This window comes from Massilia alkalitolerans DSM 17462 (assembly GCF_000427785.1).
In the GTDB taxonomy this organism is placed as follows: domain Bacteria; phylum Pseudomonadota; class Gammaproteobacteria; order Burkholderiales; family Burkholderiaceae_D; genus Telluria; species Telluria alkalitolerans.
On sequence record NZ_ATYR01000004.1, the window covers coordinates 159,578 to 173,332 of the forward strand.

17 protein-coding genes and 1 tRNA gene are annotated in these 13,755 nt (G+C 66.1%); 7 read left to right on the top strand and 11 right to left on the bottom strand.

Annotated elements, in window-relative coordinates; all coding sequences use genetic code 11:
• The 4 genes from YWC_RS0106350 to YWC_RS0106365 are packed head-to-tail and all read right to left on the bottom strand — an operon-like array spanning position 1 to position 3,462.
• On the bottom strand, positions 1–579 hold the full coding sequence (locus YWC_RS0106350; RefSeq protein ID WP_027864616.1) for a DUF924 family protein: 579 nt from the start codon (positions 577–579) through the stop codon (positions 1–3).
• Between the two features lie 49 nt (positions 580–628).
• Positions 629–1,372: an MgtC/SapB family protein gene (locus YWC_RS0106355; RefSeq protein WP_027864617.1), complete on the bottom strand. Its 744-nt coding sequence runs from the start codon at positions 1,370–1,372 to the stop codon at positions 629–631.
• A gap of 9 nt (positions 1,373–1,381) precedes the next feature.
• Positions 1,382–1,648 carry a hypothetical protein gene (locus YWC_RS0106360; protein WP_027864618.1) on the bottom strand — a complete coding sequence of 89 codons (267 nt, stop codon included), beginning with the start codon at positions 1,646–1,648 and terminating at the stop codon, positions 1,382–1,384.
• Positions 1,648–3,462 carry an aminopeptidase P family protein gene (locus YWC_RS0106365; RefSeq protein ID WP_027864619.1) on the bottom strand — a complete coding sequence of 605 codons (1,815 nt, stop codon included), beginning with the start codon at positions 3,460–3,462 and terminating at the stop codon, positions 1,648–1,650. The genes YWC_RS0106360 and YWC_RS0106365 overlap by 1 nt, the downstream gene beginning before the upstream one ends.
• 111 nt (positions 3,463–3,573) lie before the next feature.
• Between YWC_RS0106365 and YWC_RS0106370 the strand changes: the two genes are divergently transcribed.
• Both YWC_RS0106370 and YWC_RS28530 read left to right on the top strand, forming a co-directional pair.
• Positions 3,574–3,924, top strand: coding sequence for an MmcQ/YjbR family DNA-binding protein (locus YWC_RS0106370; protein ID WP_027864620.1), 351 nt, complete (start codon positions 3,574–3,576; stop codon positions 3,922–3,924).
• Positions 3,925–3,999: 75 nt separating this feature from the next.
• Positions 4,000–4,629: a hypoxanthine-guanine phosphoribosyltransferase gene (locus tag YWC_RS28530; protein WP_051306273.1), complete on the top strand. Its 630-nt coding sequence runs from the start codon at positions 4,000–4,002 to the stop codon at positions 4,627–4,629.
• Between the two features lie 114 nt (positions 4,630–4,743).
• Here the strand turns inward: YWC_RS28530 and YWC_RS0106380 are convergent, their stop codons facing one another.
• From YWC_RS0106380 to YWC_RS0106400, 5 genes are all read right to left on the bottom strand, one after another.
• The gene (locus YWC_RS0106380) at positions 4,744–5,700 is read right to left on the bottom strand and encodes an NAD(P)H-dependent flavin oxidoreductase (protein ID WP_027864621.1); all 957 of its coding nucleotides are present in this window, start codon (positions 5,698–5,700) and stop codon (positions 4,744–4,746) included.
• Between the two features lie 88 nt (positions 5,701–5,788).
• Complete coding sequence (locus YWC_RS0106385; RefSeq protein ID WP_027864622.1) at positions 5,789–6,700, bottom strand: MBL fold metallo-hydrolase; 912 nt, start codon at positions 6,698–6,700, stop codon at positions 5,789–5,791.
• 1 nt (position 6,701) lies between these two features.
• Positions 6,702–6,926, bottom strand: coding sequence for a DUF1289 domain-containing protein (locus YWC_RS0106390; RefSeq protein WP_051306274.1), 225 nt, complete (start codon positions 6,924–6,926; stop codon positions 6,702–6,704).
• On the bottom strand, positions 6,926–8,395 hold the full coding sequence (locus tag YWC_RS0106395; RefSeq protein ID WP_051306275.1) for a UbiA family prenyltransferase: 1,470 nt from the start codon (positions 8,393–8,395) through the stop codon (positions 6,926–6,928). The genes YWC_RS0106390 and YWC_RS0106395 overlap by 1 nt, the downstream gene beginning before the upstream one ends.
• 87 nt (positions 8,396–8,482) lie before the next feature.
• Positions 8,483–8,929 (bottom strand): thioesterase family protein, encoded by a 447-nt coding sequence (locus YWC_RS0106400; RefSeq protein ID WP_027864625.1) that lies wholly within the window; start codon positions 8,927–8,929, stop codon positions 8,483–8,485.
• 79 nt (positions 8,930–9,008) lie between these two features.
• On the opposite strand from YWC_RS0106400, the gene YWC_RS0106405 reads away from it, so the two are divergent.
• Positions 9,009–10,076: an extracellular catalytic domain type 1 short-chain-length polyhydroxyalkanoate depolymerase gene (locus tag YWC_RS0106405; protein ID WP_027864626.1), complete on the top strand. Its 1,068-nt coding sequence runs from the start codon at positions 9,009–9,011 to the stop codon at positions 10,074–10,076.
• Between the two features lie 3 nt (positions 10,077–10,079).
• Here YWC_RS0106405 and YWC_RS0106410 read toward each other — a convergent pair whose 3' ends face one another.
• Positions 10,080–10,283, bottom strand: a complete 204-nt coding sequence (locus tag YWC_RS0106410; protein WP_027864627.1) for a cysteine-rich CWC family protein — start codon at positions 10,281–10,283, stop codon at positions 10,080–10,082.
• Between the two features lie 110 nt (positions 10,284–10,393).
• Between YWC_RS0106410 and argB the strand changes: the two genes are divergently transcribed.
• Both argB and YWC_RS0106420 read left to right on the top strand, forming a co-directional pair.
• Complete coding sequence (argB, locus tag YWC_RS0106415) at positions 10,394–11,323, top strand: acetylglutamate kinase (protein WP_051306276.1); 930 nt, start codon at positions 10,394–10,396, stop codon at positions 11,321–11,323.
• 43 nt (positions 11,324–11,366) lie between these two features.
• Positions 11,367–11,441, top strand: a tRNA-Thr gene (locus tag YWC_RS0106420).
• 22 nt (positions 11,442–11,463) lie between these two features.
• On the opposite strand, the gene YWC_RS0106425 is transcribed toward YWC_RS0106420, so the two are convergent.
• Complete coding sequence (locus tag YWC_RS0106425; protein ID WP_027864629.1) at positions 11,464–12,366, bottom strand: TraB/GumN family protein; 903 nt, start codon at positions 12,364–12,366, stop codon at positions 11,464–11,466.
• 27 nt (positions 12,367–12,393) lie between these two features.
• Here YWC_RS0106425 and YWC_RS0106430 point away from each other — a divergent pair, with 27 nt between their 5' ends.
• Both YWC_RS0106430 and slmA read left to right on the top strand, forming a co-directional pair.
• Positions 12,394–13,137: a pyrimidine 5'-nucleotidase gene (locus tag YWC_RS0106430; RefSeq protein ID WP_027864630.1), complete on the top strand. Its 744-nt coding sequence runs from the start codon at positions 12,394–12,396 to the stop codon at positions 13,135–13,137.
• 30 nt (positions 13,138–13,167) lie between these two features.
• Positions 13,168–13,743: a nucleoid occlusion factor SlmA gene (slmA, locus tag YWC_RS0106435; RefSeq protein WP_027864631.1), complete on the top strand. Its 576-nt coding sequence runs from the start codon at positions 13,168–13,170 to the stop codon at positions 13,741–13,743.
• Positions 13,744–13,755: the final 12 nt, after the last annotated feature.

Here is a 13,755-nt window from a genome sequence, read left to right on the forward strand (position 1 = left end):
TCAGAAACCGGAGCCGGGAAGCGCGAGGTAGGCCAGCTCTTCCGGCGACGAGGCGCGGCCGAGGATGGTGTTACGGTGCGGGAAACGGCCGAAGCGGGCGATCACGCCGCGGTGGCGGTGTGCGTAATCCAGCGCCTCGGCGAAGCCTTCGTGCTGGCCGGCCAGCTCGGTGAACAGGGTCACGGCTTGCTCCTGCATGCGCGCGTCCTCCGCGTGCTCGAAGGGCATGTAGGCGAACTGGCGCTCGACCGGAGAGAGCGTCAGATGCTCGCCCGAGTCCACCAGCTGCTGCGCGCTGGCCAGCGCCAGCGTGTCGCCGGCGAAGGATTCCGGCTTGCCGCGGAAGGCGTTGCGGGTGAACTGGTCGAGCACGAGGATGCGCGCCAGCGCGCCGCGCGGCCCGAGCTCGTCCCATTCGCGCAGCCCGCCCGCCAGCGCCTGGTGGATGAGGGCGCCGAAGCGCTCGCGCAGCGCCGCATCGAAGGCCTCGTCCTTGCGGAACCATTCGATGCGCTGTTTGCCATGGCCTTCGCTGCCTTCCGGCAGGAACCAGAAATCGAGAACGTCTTGTGCTTGCATTGATGACCCCCAGTTCTGAATAAACCAATTTATTGTTGTTGGATTTTTCTTAATTACGGGCATGCGACAGCTGGAAGGCTTCCAGTCCCTCGAAGGCGGCCAGCTCCTGTGCCAGTTCCGACAAGGGCGCGCCGCTGCGGTTCGACAGCGCCAGCGCCACGAAGCGCCATTCCTGGCGGCCTTCGTCGCTGCTGATGGTGAGCGAGCTGCCCGCGATCTCGTAGCCGCGCTCGAGCGCGGCCTGGCGCAGGATCTCTTCGCGCGGCATCACCTGCGGCTTGAAGCGCATGCGCACCGCCACCGCATGGCGCGAAGGCAGGATGGTTTCCAGGCGGTTCAGGTAGATCATGATCATGCCCGAGAAGAAGGCCAGGCCCATGGCCGCCAGGTAGAAGCCGACGCCGACCAGGATGCCGATCGCGGACGAGGCCCAGATCGAGGCGGCCGTGGTCAGGCCGCTGATGTTGAAGCCTTCGCGCATGATGACGCCGGCGCCGAGGAAGCCGATGCCGGTCACCACGCCCTGGATGATGCGGGTCGGGTCGACCGGCGCCAGCACGCCGCCATGGCCGCCGTACCAGAAGTCCGGGTAGCCGGCCAGGATGGTCAGCGCGGCCGAGGCCATGCACACCAGGCCATAGGTGCGCATGCCGGCGGCGCGGCCGTGGTAGGCGCGTTCATAGCCGACCAGCAGGCCGAGCGCCAGCGCGCCGGCCAGGTGCAGCAGGATCAGGCCATTGGTGATGATGCTGGGTTCGGACCAGTAGGCGGTCAGCAGCGGGTTCGAAGGCATGGCGGGTCGCTACGCTCCCGGCTTCTTGCGCACCAGCTGCTTCTCGAACGCTTCGTCGTGCTTGCTGATCCGCTTGACCTCCTGCGGGCCGAGGCCGTTCACGAAGGCGACGAAGTCGTCCAGCTCGAGCGGCGCATTGAGCGCGGGCGCGCCAGCGGCTTCGGACAGGTAGAACAGCCCGTCGCCGGTGCGCGCCATCGAATACGCGGCATTCCCGGTGCGCTTCTTGAGACGCTCGACCGCCGCGCTGGCGCGGGTGGAACGGGAGCTCGCCATCAGATCGCCTCCGTCCGTTCGATGAGCCAGTCGCGCGCCGCGCCGGCGACAATCGGCTCGAGGCGCGCACGCACCGTGGCGTGGTAGGCGTTCAGCCACGCGATCTCGTCTTCGCGCAGCAGCGAGCGATCCAGTGGACGGGTGTCGATCGGGCACAGGGTGAGCGTCTCGAAGCCCAGGTATTCGCCGAACTCGGTAGTGTCCACCACCCGGTTCAGCACCAGGTTCTCGATGCGGATGCCCCAGCGGCCCGGGCGGTAGATGCCCGGCTCGATCGAGGTGATCATGCCCGGCTCCATCGCGGTATGCGGCTCCGGCGGCACGGCCGGAGAAATCGTCTGCGGACCTTCGTGCACGTTCAGGAAGTAGCCGACGCCGTGGCCGGTGCCGTGGCCGTAGTCGATGCCGGCGGCCCAGATCGGCGCGCGCGCGATCGCGTCCAGCATCGGCGAACGGGTGCCGCGCGGGAAGCGCGTCGCGGACAGGTTGATCAGGCCCTTCAGGACCAGCGTGTAGTCGCGCTTCTGCGCTTCGCTCGGGGTGCCGACCGGGATCACGCGCGTGATGTCGGTGGTGCCGCCCAGGTACTGGCCGCCCGAATCGATCAGCAGCAGGCCGTCGCCCTCGATCGTCGCGCAAGTCTCTTGCGCGGCGCGGTAGTGCATGATCGCGCCGTTGCTGTTGAAGCCGGCGATGGTCGAGAAGCTCGGGCTGATGAAGTTCGGACGGCGCGCGCGTGCTGCCGTGATGTGGGTGTCGATGGCGACTTCGTCGAGCGGGGCGCGGCCCGGGTTGGCCAGTTCGGCTTCCAGCCAGGAGAAGAATTCGCACAACGCCGCGCCGTCCTGCTCCATGGCGGCGCGCACGTTGACCGCTTCGCTATCGAGCTTGCGCGACTTGGCGAAGGTGGTCGGGTTGATCGCTTCCACCACGCTCACGCCCTGGGCCACCGCGGCGCGCATGCCGGCGGTCACCCGGCGCGGGTCGAGCAGCAGGGTGGCGCCGTCCGGCAGCGCGCTCAGCGCGGTGTCGGCATTGGCGTACGGCGCCAGGTGTACGCCGTCGGACTCGAGACGCGCACGCACCTCAGCCGGCACCTTGCCTTCGCCCACGAACAGGGTCGCATCGGCGCGGCCGATCAGCGCATGCGCCAGGAACACCGGATTGAAGCTGACGTCGGCGCCGCGCAGGTTGAACAGGTAGGCGATGTCGTCGAGCGTCGAGATAAAGTGGAAGCCGGCGCCGTGGTGTTCCATGGCGGCGCGGGTCGCAGCCAGCTTCTCAAGGCGGCTCATGGTCGCGTAGGGCGGCAGGTGCTCGAACACCGGGTCGGCCGGCAATGCCGGGCGGTCCTGCCAGACCTCGTCGAGCAGGTCGATATCGGTACGCAGCGCGATGCCCTTGGCCGACAGTGCGTCCGACAAGAGGCGCGCGCCGGCCAGGCCGAGCACACGCGCATCCACCGCGACGGTCTGGCCACTGGTCAGGTTCGCCGCCAGCCAGTCCACGTGCATCTGGCTTGCCGCGCCCGGAATCTTCATCAGGGCGATCTCGCTGCCGGCCAGCTCGGTCTCGGCCTGGGTCCAGTAGCGGCCATCAGTCCACACGCCGGCAAAGTTGGCGGTGGCGATGAAGGTGCCGACCGAGCCGGTGAAGCCCGACAGCCACTCCCTGCCCTTCCAGTGCCCCGGCAGGTATTCCGACAGGTGCGGGTCGCTCGACGGCACGACAAAGGCGTCGATGCCGGCACGCGCCATTGCGCTGCGCAGCTGGGCCAGGCGCTTGCTGCGGGCTTGTTCAAATTCAGTGGACATGGCTTGGGTCTTGGGTTGTTATCCTAGCCACGTATGATACGCCGAACGGCGCGTTACAATGTTGTCCGAGACGAACAAACGACCGGCGCACACGCCGGCACAGGAGACAGAATGGATTTTGAAGCGGCAAAGGCACTCTGCCGCAGCTTCCCCGGCTGCACTGAAGACACCAAGTGGGAGCACGACACCGTCTTTTCGGTGGGCGCCAAGATGTTTGCCGTCACCAACAAGGACGGCCCCTCGACCGGCTTCAGCCTGAAGGCCGACGACGAGCGCTTCCTCGAACTGACCGACCGCCCCGGCATCCTCCCTGCCCCCTACCTGGCGCGCGCCAAGTGGGTCTTCGTGACGCCGGAGGCCCGGCTCGACGACGAGGAGTTCACAGCCCTGCTGCGCCGCTCGTATGAGCTCGTTTTCGCCAAGCTCACCCGCAAGCTGCAGCGTGAGATCCAGGGCGCCTGATTCCAACAGGAACGCGCCCGCCTACCCGATTGGCGCATAATCGCAGCGCCATCCCGACACCAGAGACAGAACGACATGCAAGACTACCACCATGACCGCGCCCGCGCGCTGCTTGCCAACGCCACCCAGATCGTCACGCCCGAGGAAGTGCAAGCCGCGGTGGCGCGCGTCGCCACCGAGCTGAACAAGCGCTTCGGCAATCCCGACGAGAAGACCTTCCCGCTGGTGCTGGGCGTAATGGGCGGCGCCGTCGTGTTCACCGGCCACCTGCTGCCGCAGCTCGACTTCCCGCTCGAATTCGACTACATCCACGTGAGCCGCTACGGCGACGCCGACCGCGGCGGCCAGATCGTGTGGAAGGTCATCCCGCGCCAGGACGTGGCGGGCCGCACCATCGTCGTGGTCGACGACATCCTCGACGAAGGCGAGACCCTCGCCCACGTGAAGCAGCGCCTGCTTGACATGGGCGCGGCCGAAGTGGTCGTCGCGGTGTTCGCCGACAAGGATTTGAAACGCGCCAAGCCGATCAAGGCCGACCTGGTCGGCCTGACGCTGCCGGACGAGTTCGTGGTCGGCTTCGGCATGGACGTGTACAACTACTGGCGCAACCTGCCGGGGCTGTGGTCGATCAACCAGGACGACCTGAGCGCGGCGAACGAACCGGCGCCTCCGTTCCCTACTCCCGACGCGAAACGCCTGGATTGATGTTGTAGGGTGGTCGGCTCTGCCGACCGCGCGTTCAACCAGCTGAAGAATAGCCGCAGCATTTGCTCGACCGGGATATGAACGCGCGGACGGCGAAGCCGTCCACCCTACGATTCAACTCAGCTGAAGGCGCGCACGCGCCGCCGCGTACTCCGCCTTCAGGCGCTCGACCATCTCGGCCACGCTCGGCACGTCGTCCATCAGGCCCACGCCCTGGCCGGCGCCCCAGATGTCGCGCCAGGCCTTGGCGCTGCCCGCGCCAAAACTCATCTTGCTCTTGTCCGATTCCGGCAGGTTGTCCGGATCGAGCCCGGCGGCGACGATCGATTTCTTCAGGTAGTTGCCGTGCACGCCAGTGAACAGGTTGGTGTACACCACATCGGCTGCCGCCGATTCCACGATCGCGTCGCGGTAGGCGTCGCTGACGTTCGATTCCTTCGTTGCCAGCCAGCGCGAGCCGATGTAGGCGAAGTCGGCGCCCATGGCCTGGGCCGCGAGGATCGCGTCGCCGGTGGCGATCGAGCCAGACAGCGCGATCGGCCCCTTGAAGAACTTGCGCACCTCGCCCACCAGCGCGAAGGGCGACAGTGCGCCCGCATGGCCGCCGGCGCCGGCCGCCACCAGGATCAGGCCGTCCACGCCGGCCTCCAGTGCCTTTTCCGCGTGGCGGATCGAGACCACATCGTGCATCACGATGCCGCCGTAGGCGTGCACCGCATCGAGCATCTCCTTCGGCGGCGCGCGCAACGAAGAGATGATGATCGGCACCTGGTGCTTCACGCAGACCTCGACGTCGTGCGCCAGGCGGTCGTTCGAGGCGTGCACGATCTGGTTCACCGCGATCGGGCCGACCTTCACGCCCGGATTGGCCTCCTGGTAGGCGGCCAGTTCGCGCTGCAGGTCCGTCAGCCAGGTGTCCAGCAGCTCGGCCGGGCGCGCGTTCAGGGCGGGGAAGGAGCCGACAATGCCGGCCTTGCACTGGGCCGCCACCAGCGCGGGACCGCTGGCGATGAACATCGGCGAAGCGATGACAGGGAGGGACAGGTCTTGCAGCACGGGGGGCAGCGTCATGGAAGGCTTTTGCTCGTCAAGTTGTTGGAGGAAGGGTCTCCGGGCATTATAGCCCTGAAAAAAGAACGATCGTGCTAGATTTTTGCCTCTAAACGTCGGTCAAGGCGTCGCCATCGATGCGGGCGGCGCCGGCGCGCACCAGTGCCGCGCAGGCCCACTGCGCCAGTTCGTCCTTGGCCATCGCCAGCACCCCGGTGCGCACCCGCTCCACCAGCGGGATCGACGCCAGCAGGCCAGGGAGCGCGGCCAGCGCCAGCGTTCGCCGCTCCAGCAGCAGGAATTTCAGCAGCACCTTGACCGCGTTCTGCGCATTGCGCAGCGGATCGGCGCTCAGGTAGTCCAGGCGCGTCCGCGCCCGCGCCAGCGCCCCCGGCACGTCGCCGAACACCGCGCCATGGCCGGGAATGACCACGCGCGCATCCAGGGTGGCGATCAGGTCGAGGGTCGCGCCGACCTCGTCGAAGCCCGGCTCGCCCGCCAGTTCCGGAAACACCACGCCGAAGCCGTTTTCCCACAGCGCGTCACCGGAAATGAGGATGCCTTCCGCTTCGCAGAAGAACAGCAGCGCATGCGGGTCGTGCCCGGGCGCCGCCAGGAGCTGCCAGCGCAGATCACCAAGCATCAAGATATCGCCCGGCGCCAGGGTGGCATCGAAACCGAAGCGCGCGCACTGCTGGCCGGTGGCGCGGTAGCTGAGCGCGTCCTCGTCCCATGCCGCCACCTTGGGGGCGTCCAGTGCCGGGATCGCGACCCGGCAGCCATAGGTATGCGCCAGCAGGGCGTTGCCGCCGCAGTGGTCGGAGTGCAGGTGGGTGTTGAGCAGGCGGTCGAGCGGGAGGGAACCGAGCACCTGGCGCACCAGCGCCAGGGTCTGCGCCGCATGCGTCACGTAGCCGCTGTCGACCAGCGCCGTGTCATCGGCGCCGGTGAACAGGATGTTGTTGGACGAGAGCCAGCCGCGCTCGAAGACGTGGATCGACGGCGGCAGGCGCAGGTCCACCTCAGCCCCAGTCGATCTCGGCTTCGCGGCGCCGGATCTCGGCCCACACGGCGCGCTTGTAGTCGTCGCCGGCGCTGCCCCAGGCGACGATCTCCTCGATCGTGCGCAGGCAGCCCCGGCACAGGCCGGTGGCGTGCTCCATCTGGCACACGTTGATGCAGGGGGAAGGGACGGGGCGTTGCAGCTCCGGTGCACTCGGCACCGGCGGTTTTTGCGGCAGGGACATCAGAAGATCGCAGCCGAGTCGAAGAAGTAGGCACAGCCCATGACCACGCCCATCGCGATCACGACCAGCCGGCTGCCGCGGTCTTTGAGCGCATACAGGACCGGGTCGTCGTCCATTTCATCGCGCCCGGTCTTGATCCACAAGCGTCCGAGCCAGTAGATCAGCAGCGCCACGGCAGCCCATAGCAGCGTGGGGGTGGCGTAGCGTGCCTGGGTTTCGGGTGCGTGGATGTAGAGGCCGAACACTACCACCGCCGACATTGCCGAGGCCAGGCCCATCGGCCACAGCACGGCCAGGTCACTGACACGGTAGTCGCGCCCGCGTGTACTGTTGCCGCCGCTGCCCTGCAGGGCCTTGAGCTCGGAACAACGCTTGACCAGCGCCAGGCTGAGGAAGACGAACAGTGAGAAGGCCAGCAGCCAGGAGCTGGTTTCGATACCCACCGCTACCGAGCCGGTGACGATGCGCATGGTATAGAGGATCGACAGCGCCATGACGTCCACCAGCACGTATTCCTTCAGGCTCCAGCTGTAAGTCGTGGTCATGACGACGTAGGCCAGCAGCATGGCGGCGAAGCCCGCGTTGACACCCAGAATAGCGAGCCCGAAAGCAACGGCCATCAGGCCGATCGCGGCCGCGATACCCGAGGGGATAGACAGCACGCCGCTGGCGAAGGGGCGCAGGCGCTTGCGGGGATGCTGGCGATCGTTGTTAAGGTCCCACAGGTCGTTGGCGATGTAGGTCGCCGAAGCTGCCAGCGAGAAGCACAGGAAAGCCAGCAGCATAGTAATGATGTCGGCTGGTGCGAACGAGAACGCGGTAAGCATCGGCACGAATAGCAGGACGTTCTTGGCCCACTGGTGCATGCGCAGGGCCTTGCGCCACACTCGCAGCCCGGCGGCGGGACGGGCAAACTCCTTCTCGACCACGTGTTCCCTGCGCACCTGGCGCGCCAGCGATCCGGACGCACCGACCAGCAGCGCCGCTTGAGCGCCTTTCCATACCGCGAGGTCGGCCGGACTGTCGCCGGCGTAGGCAAACTCAGGTCCGACTTCTTCGCGGATCGCGGCCAGCTTGTTGGATCCCTTCAGGTTGCGCGTCTCGTCGGTGGCCAATACCCGGTCGAACAGACCGAGGTGGGCGGCAACGCCATCGGCGATCTTGCGGTGCGCCGCCGTGGCCAGCACGATCTCGCGGCCAGCCGCCTTTTCGGCGCGCAGGTAATCGAGCAGCTCTTCGCGATAGGGCAGCTGCGCCGCCGGCAGGTCGACGCGACGCGCGATTTCGGATTTGAGCGCTTCACGGCCGCGTAGCAGCCAGAAAGGCAGGCGCAGAAGGCTGGATGGCGATTGCCGGGCCAGCAGTACGACGGACTCGACCAGCGTATCGGTCAGGGTCAGGGTGCCGTCGAGATCAACGACCAGCGGCACGGCGGCAGACACTGGTTCAGCCTGTTGGAAATTCAACATACACACTCGAAAAAAGTGAACGCAATAGAAGGCATTTTCTACTTATAGAAATGCCGGTAGAGGGTCAATTGTAATTCTGGTATCGATTTATTGCTTGTCAATTACAACATCGACACGCACCTGTTGCTTTCGTGCCAGTTTTTCGGCAAAGCGTGCTGTATCAATCAAACAACGCTCATGCGTTCCTTCGCACACTTTTTCAAATTCGTCCCAAGCTTCGACCCGAAAGTGCACGCGCCGTCCTTCGACTTCCAGCACTTCGCCTCGAATTGTCAGCCGCATGCCCGGCGGCGTCGGCGCCAGGTGGCGGAAGTTCACCATGGTCCCCAGGCTCTGCTCGTGCGGCCAGTCGACGTAGGGCATCATTCCGTGCAAGCAGGCAAGTTCCATCATGCCAACAAGGTAACCGGTGGCCAGCACATCCGGCATATCGCGGCAAAACAAGGTATCGTGGTAAAGCTGGGGCACGCTGGCGCGCTCCGGGACGGTGTAGTGCCATTCGAAGCGAAGGCCGGGCTGGAAAGTGGGATGCATGGGCGCAGCTTAGCGCATTGCAAGGCTGCCGTAAGCCTGCGCAGGGAGATTGCAAGCAATGGCACGAACAGGAGGGCCAATGAAGCTCAACAAGAAACTGATGGCGCAGATGCGTGCCGCCACCCGCTCGACAGTGCACTCGTTCCTGCACACGGGACCGGCGGCGGCCGACACCATGATCCAGGAAACGCTGAAGAGCGCCAGCGCCCTGCAGCGCGAAGCCCAGCGCCAGATGCGCAGCGTCGGCGTGGGGGCCGCGGCGGCGGCAAGCGATCCTTTCGAAGCGGAACTCGGCGTCAGCCTGCCCGGCAAGTTCATCGACGGCAGCCACACCAACCCGGCCGGCACCCGCGACTACAAGCTGTATGTCCCCGGCAGCAATGGCGGCAAGCCGCTGCCGCTCCTGGTGATGCTGCATGGCTGCACCCAGGATCCGGAGGATTTCGCCAACGGCACCGGCATGAACGAGCTGGCTGAGGAAACGCCCTGCCTGGTGCTGTATCCCGCGCAGAGCAAGGCGGCCAACCCGTCGCGCTGCTGGAACTGGTTCAACGCGGTCGACCAGCAGCGCGACCAGGGCGAACCCGCGATCATCGCCGGCATGACGCGTGCGATCATGGAACAGTACCCCGTCGATCCGGAACAGGTGTACGTGGCGGGCCTGTCGGCCGGCGGCGCGATGGCGACCATCATGGGCACGCTCTACCCGGACCTGTACGCGGCCGTGGGCGTGCATTCGGGCCTGCCGTTCGCATCGGCGCACGACCTGCCCTCGGCGCTGGCGGCCATGAAGGGCGAGTTCCGGCGCGCGCAAGCGCAAGCCCAGCTGCCCGGACGACAGCTCCCGATCATCGTCTTCCATGGCGACCAGGACACCACCGTGCATCCGGCGAATGCCGACGAACTGATCGCCCAGGGCGCGCGCCAGGCGGCACGCCGCGCCGCGGAGCCGGGACGGGTGCCCGACGGCCATGCCTACACGCGCACCCTGCACCACCGCGAGGACGGGGCGGTGCATGCCGAGCACTGGCTGATCCACGGGGCGGGCCATGCCTGGTCGGGCGGACGCGCACGCGGCAGCTATACCGACGGGCGCGGACCGGATGCGAGCCGGGAGATGCTGCGCTTTTTCCGCACTCGCCGTTGAACCTCAACCGGCGCGGCGCTTCGCCTCATCGGCCTCGATATGCGCGCGCAGGCAGGCCGGGCACCAGCAGCCGACGGCTTCCTGCGGCACCGGCACGGCGGGCGGCAGCGCCGTGCACCAGCAGGGTTCAGCGCTGCCGGTTACCATGGCACAGCCGAATTCGGCGCCACAGCGGCTGCATGTGCTCGGGGTGGGAACGCTACTCATGGTTCTTTACGGTGGGGATCGAGCCCATAAAATACAACAAGACGCCATATAATCAGCACAAGTACTACCCTGTTGCCTTAAAATCTTGCGACATTTAATTTGGACCCTCCATGAACGCTACTCTGACCAGCCTGAACACCGACGACCAGCCCAATGATCTGACGAAAGTATCGCCGCAGATCAAGGCGCAGATCCTGGCCGAGGCGCTTCCCTACATCCGCAACTTCCACGGCAAGACCATCGTCATCAAATACGGCGGCAACGCCATGACCGACGAACGCCTGAAGCACGGCTTCGCGCGCGACGTCATCCTGCTCAAGCTGGTGGGCATGAATCCGGTGGTGGTGCACGGCGGCGGTCCGCAGATCGACAATGCGCTGAAAAAGATCGGCAAGCAGGGCACCTTCGTGCAGGGCATGCGCATCACCGACGAGGAAACCATGGAAGTGGTCGAGTGGGTGCTGGGCGGCGAGGTCCAGCAGGACATCGTCATGCTGATTAACCACTACGGCGGCCAGGCCGTGGGCCTCACCGGCAAGGACGGTGGCCTGATCCGCGCACGCCGCATGTCGATGCCGGACAAGGAAAAGCCGGGCGAATTCCTGGACATCGGTTTCGTCGGCGAGATCGAGGCGATCAACCCTGCCGTCGTCAAGGCGCTGCAGGACGACGCCTTCATCCCGATCATCTCGCCGATCGGCTTCGGCCAGGACGGCCAGGCCTACAACATCAATGCCGACGTCGTCGCCGGCAAGATCGCCGAGATCCTGAAGGCCGAAAAACTCATCATGATGACCAACATCGCCGGCGTGCAGGACAAGGCAGGCAACCTGGTCACCGACCTGTCGGCGCGCGAGATCGACGAGATGTTCGAAGACGGCACGATTTCGGGCGGCATGCTGCCGAAGATCTCGTCGGCACTGGATGCCGCCAAGTCGGGCGTCAATACCGTGCACATCATCGACGGACGCATCGAGCACAGTTTGTTGCTGGAAGTCTTGACCGAGCAGGCATTTGGCACTATGATCCGGTCTCACTGATTTTTTGTGGCGGAAATTTTCGCCACAGAAAATAAAAGGAAATGCCCTTGTAGCTCAGTGGTAGAGCACTCCCTTGGTAAGGGAGAGGCCACGTGTTCAATCCACGTCAAGGGCACCACCTCCCTCCTGCAGCACCTCCCTCAGTAGATCCGCTCCACCTTGATGCCGCGCTTGCGCAGCAGCTCGGGCAATCCGCCTTGTCCCAGCAGGTGCAGCAGGCCCACCGCCACCACCGCCTTGTCCTCGCGCGCCAGCAGCGCCGCTACCTTGTCCGCCATCGGTCCGTTGCGCTCGTCGAGCAGGATGTCGCGCGTGAACTTGCCGGTCAGGCTGTCGTCGCTTTCCACCCGCCGCATCAGGTCTTCCTGCGCGCGGCGGTCGGCGCGCTCGTAGGCATCGAGCATCTCGCGCGTTTCGCGCAGCTGGCGGCCCGAGGCCATGTCTTCCAGGGTTTCTTCCAGCAGGCGCCACTGTTCTTCGTCCGACAGGCGGTTCAGCAGGCCGGCCTGGTACTGCATGGTCTCGAGCTCGGCGATGCGGGTCTTGCCCTGGCGCGCCAGCGTGGCGAGGTGGTCGTCGACGCCCAGGGCCGGGTCGTAGCCCAGCTTGGCGGTCTCGAACACGGCAAGCATGGTTACCAGCATCCAGGGCTTCAACTGCGCCACGGCGGCCGGCTCCAGCCCGTGCTTGCGCAGCGCGGCTTCGATGCGCGCGCGACGCTCGGGCGCCAGGCCCGCGTAGCCCGGGCTGCCGGGCGGGAACATGCCGTGCTGCTGGACGGCGGCCGCGATCGCGGCCGGATCGCCCTTCATGTCGATTTCCAGCGCCAGCGTGGGGGCGGCCGCGACCGCCGCCCGGATGCGCGGCTCGAGGGGATAGAAGTCGGCGCGGCCGACGTGCATGGTGCCATACAGGTACAAGGTATTGCCCTTGTCCGTGGCCTTGAACAGCGCGCCCCGCGCTGTGCCTACTTCGGCTGCCAGCGCCTGGAAGGCCAGCAAGAACAAGCTGAGGAACACCACTATAATCGGACGTCGTCGCATTCATTTCCCCTTGTTGTATTCGGAACCGTGGCAAATCATACCCTCCCCTCCCCCGTCTGGCTGTTCGACCTCGACAATACCCTGCACGATGCCTCGCATGCCATCTTCCCGGCCATCAGTGCCAACATGAACACCTACATCGCGCGCGTGCTGGGCGACGACCTCACCCCCGCCACCCAGGCGCAGGTCGATGCGGCGCGCCTGGGCTACTGGAAGCGCTACGGCGCCACCCTGCTCGGCATGATCCGCCACCACGGCGTGTCGGCGGCCGACTTCCTGCACGTCACGCACGATCTCGGCGCCCTCGACAAGCTGGTGCGCGCGGAAAAGGGACTGGGCACGCTGCTGCGCCGCCTGCCGGGCCGCAAGATCCTGCTCACCAACGCGCCGACGCGCTACTCGACCGACGTGATGCGTCACCTGGGCCTGAGCCGCCACTTCGCCCACCACGTCGCGATCGAGCACATGCATGTGCACCGCCAGCTGCGCCCCAAGCCTTCGAGCCTGATGCTGCGCCGCCTGCTGCGCAAGCATGGCGTGGCGGCGCGCCGCTGCATCCTGGTCGAGGACACGCTGGCCAACCTGAAAAGCGCCAGCCGCCTCGGACTGCGCACCGTCTGGGTGACGCAATACCTGCGCATGAGCGACCCGATCGGAAAAGCCGGGCCGCGCATCGGACCGCTGCCGCGGACCCTGAAACGCCCCGGTTACGTCGATGTCAAAGTAAAATCCGTGCGGCAGCTTCCGGCGCGTCTGCACCGGCTGCGCTAATACCAACAACAACACCAAACTAGGGATCACATGGCAACCAAGCCAGGTCAGCGCAAGCTGCAAATCCTCCAGGCCCTGGCCTCGATGCTCGAGCAGCCGAAGGGCGAAAAGATCACCACGGCGGCGCTGGCGGCGCGCCTGTCGGTATCGGAGGCGGCGCTGTACCGCCACTTCGCCAGCAAGGCGCAGATGTACGAAGGCCTGATCGAGTTCATCGAGTCGAGCGTCTTCGGCCTGATCAACCAGATCGCCGAACGCGAGGAAGACGGCGTGCACCAGGCGCATGCGATCCTGCAGATGCTGCTGTCCTTCGCCGCCAACAACCCGGGCATGACCCGGGTGCTGATCGGCGACGCGCTGGTGGGCGAGGACGAGCGCCTGCAGCTGCGCATGAACGGGTTCTACGACAGGATCGAAATGGCGTTCAAGGGCGCCTTGCGGATCGCCGTCACCCAGGGCCACGGCCTGGAGACCGACGTCGCGGCGCGCGCCAGTCTGCTGGTGAGCTACGTAACCGGACGCTGGCACCGCTTCGCCAAGAGCGGCTTCAAGCAGAACCCGGCCGAAGGCACGGCCCTGCAGCTGTCGCTGCTGCTGGCGGCATAAGGACAAGCGCCA

Bases quoted from the DNA above. Each gene is read 5' to 3' on its own strand.
- YWC_RS0106425 (WP_027864629.1), bottom strand. From the start codon at position 12,366: ATGCGACGACGTCCGATTATAGTGGTGTTCCTCAGCTTGTTCTTGCTG.
- YWC_RS0106370 (WP_027864620.1), top strand. From the start codon at position 3,574: ATGGATTTTGAAGCGGCAAAGGCACTCTGCCGCAGCTTCCCCGGCTGC.
- YWC_RS0106405 (WP_027864626.1), top strand. From the start codon at position 9,009: ATGAAGCTCAACAAGAAACTGATGGCGCAGATGCGTGCCGCCACCCGC.
- YWC_RS0106400 (WP_027864625.1), bottom strand. From the start codon at position 8,929: ATGCATCCCACTTTCCAGCCCGGCCTTCGCTTCGAATGGCACTACACC.
- slmA (WP_027864631.1), top strand. From the start codon at position 13,168: ATGGCAACCAAGCCAGGTCAGCGCAAGCTGCAAATCCTCCAGGCCCTG.
- YWC_RS0106395 (WP_051306275.1), bottom strand. From the start codon at position 8,395: ATGTTGAATTTCCAACAGGCTGAACCAGTGTCTGCCGCCGTGCCGCTG.
- YWC_RS0106360 (WP_027864618.1), bottom strand. From the start codon at position 1,648: ATGGCGAGCTCCCGTTCCACCCGCGCCAGCGCGGCGGTCGAGCGTCTC.
- YWC_RS0106355 (WP_027864617.1), bottom strand. From the start codon at position 1,372: ATGCCTTCGAACCCGCTGCTGACCGCCTACTGGTCCGAACCCAGCATC.
- YWC_RS0106380 (WP_027864621.1), bottom strand. From the start codon at position 5,700: ATGACGCTGCCCCCCGTGCTGCAAGACCTGTCCCTCCCTGTCATCGCT.
- YWC_RS28530 (WP_051306273.1), top strand. From the start codon at position 4,000: ATGCAAGACTACCACCATGACCGCGCCCGCGCGCTGCTTGCCAACGCC.
- YWC_RS0106410 (WP_027864627.1), bottom strand. From the start codon at position 10,283: ATGAGTAGCGTTCCCACCCCGAGCACATGCAGCCGCTGTGGCGCCGAA.
- YWC_RS0106365 (WP_027864619.1), bottom strand. From the start codon at position 3,462: ATGTCCACTGAATTTGAACAAGCCCGCAGCAAGCGCCTGGCCCAGCTG.
- argB (WP_051306276.1), top strand. From the start codon at position 10,394: ATGAACGCTACTCTGACCAGCCTGAACACCGACGACCAGCCCAATGAT.
- YWC_RS0106350 (WP_027864616.1), bottom strand. From the start codon at position 579: ATGCAAGCACAAGACGTTCTCGATTTCTGGTTCCTGCCGGAAGGCAGC.
- YWC_RS0106390 (WP_051306274.1), bottom strand. From the start codon at position 6,926: ATGTCCCTGCCGCAAAAACCGCCGGTGCCGAGTGCACCGGAGCTGCAA.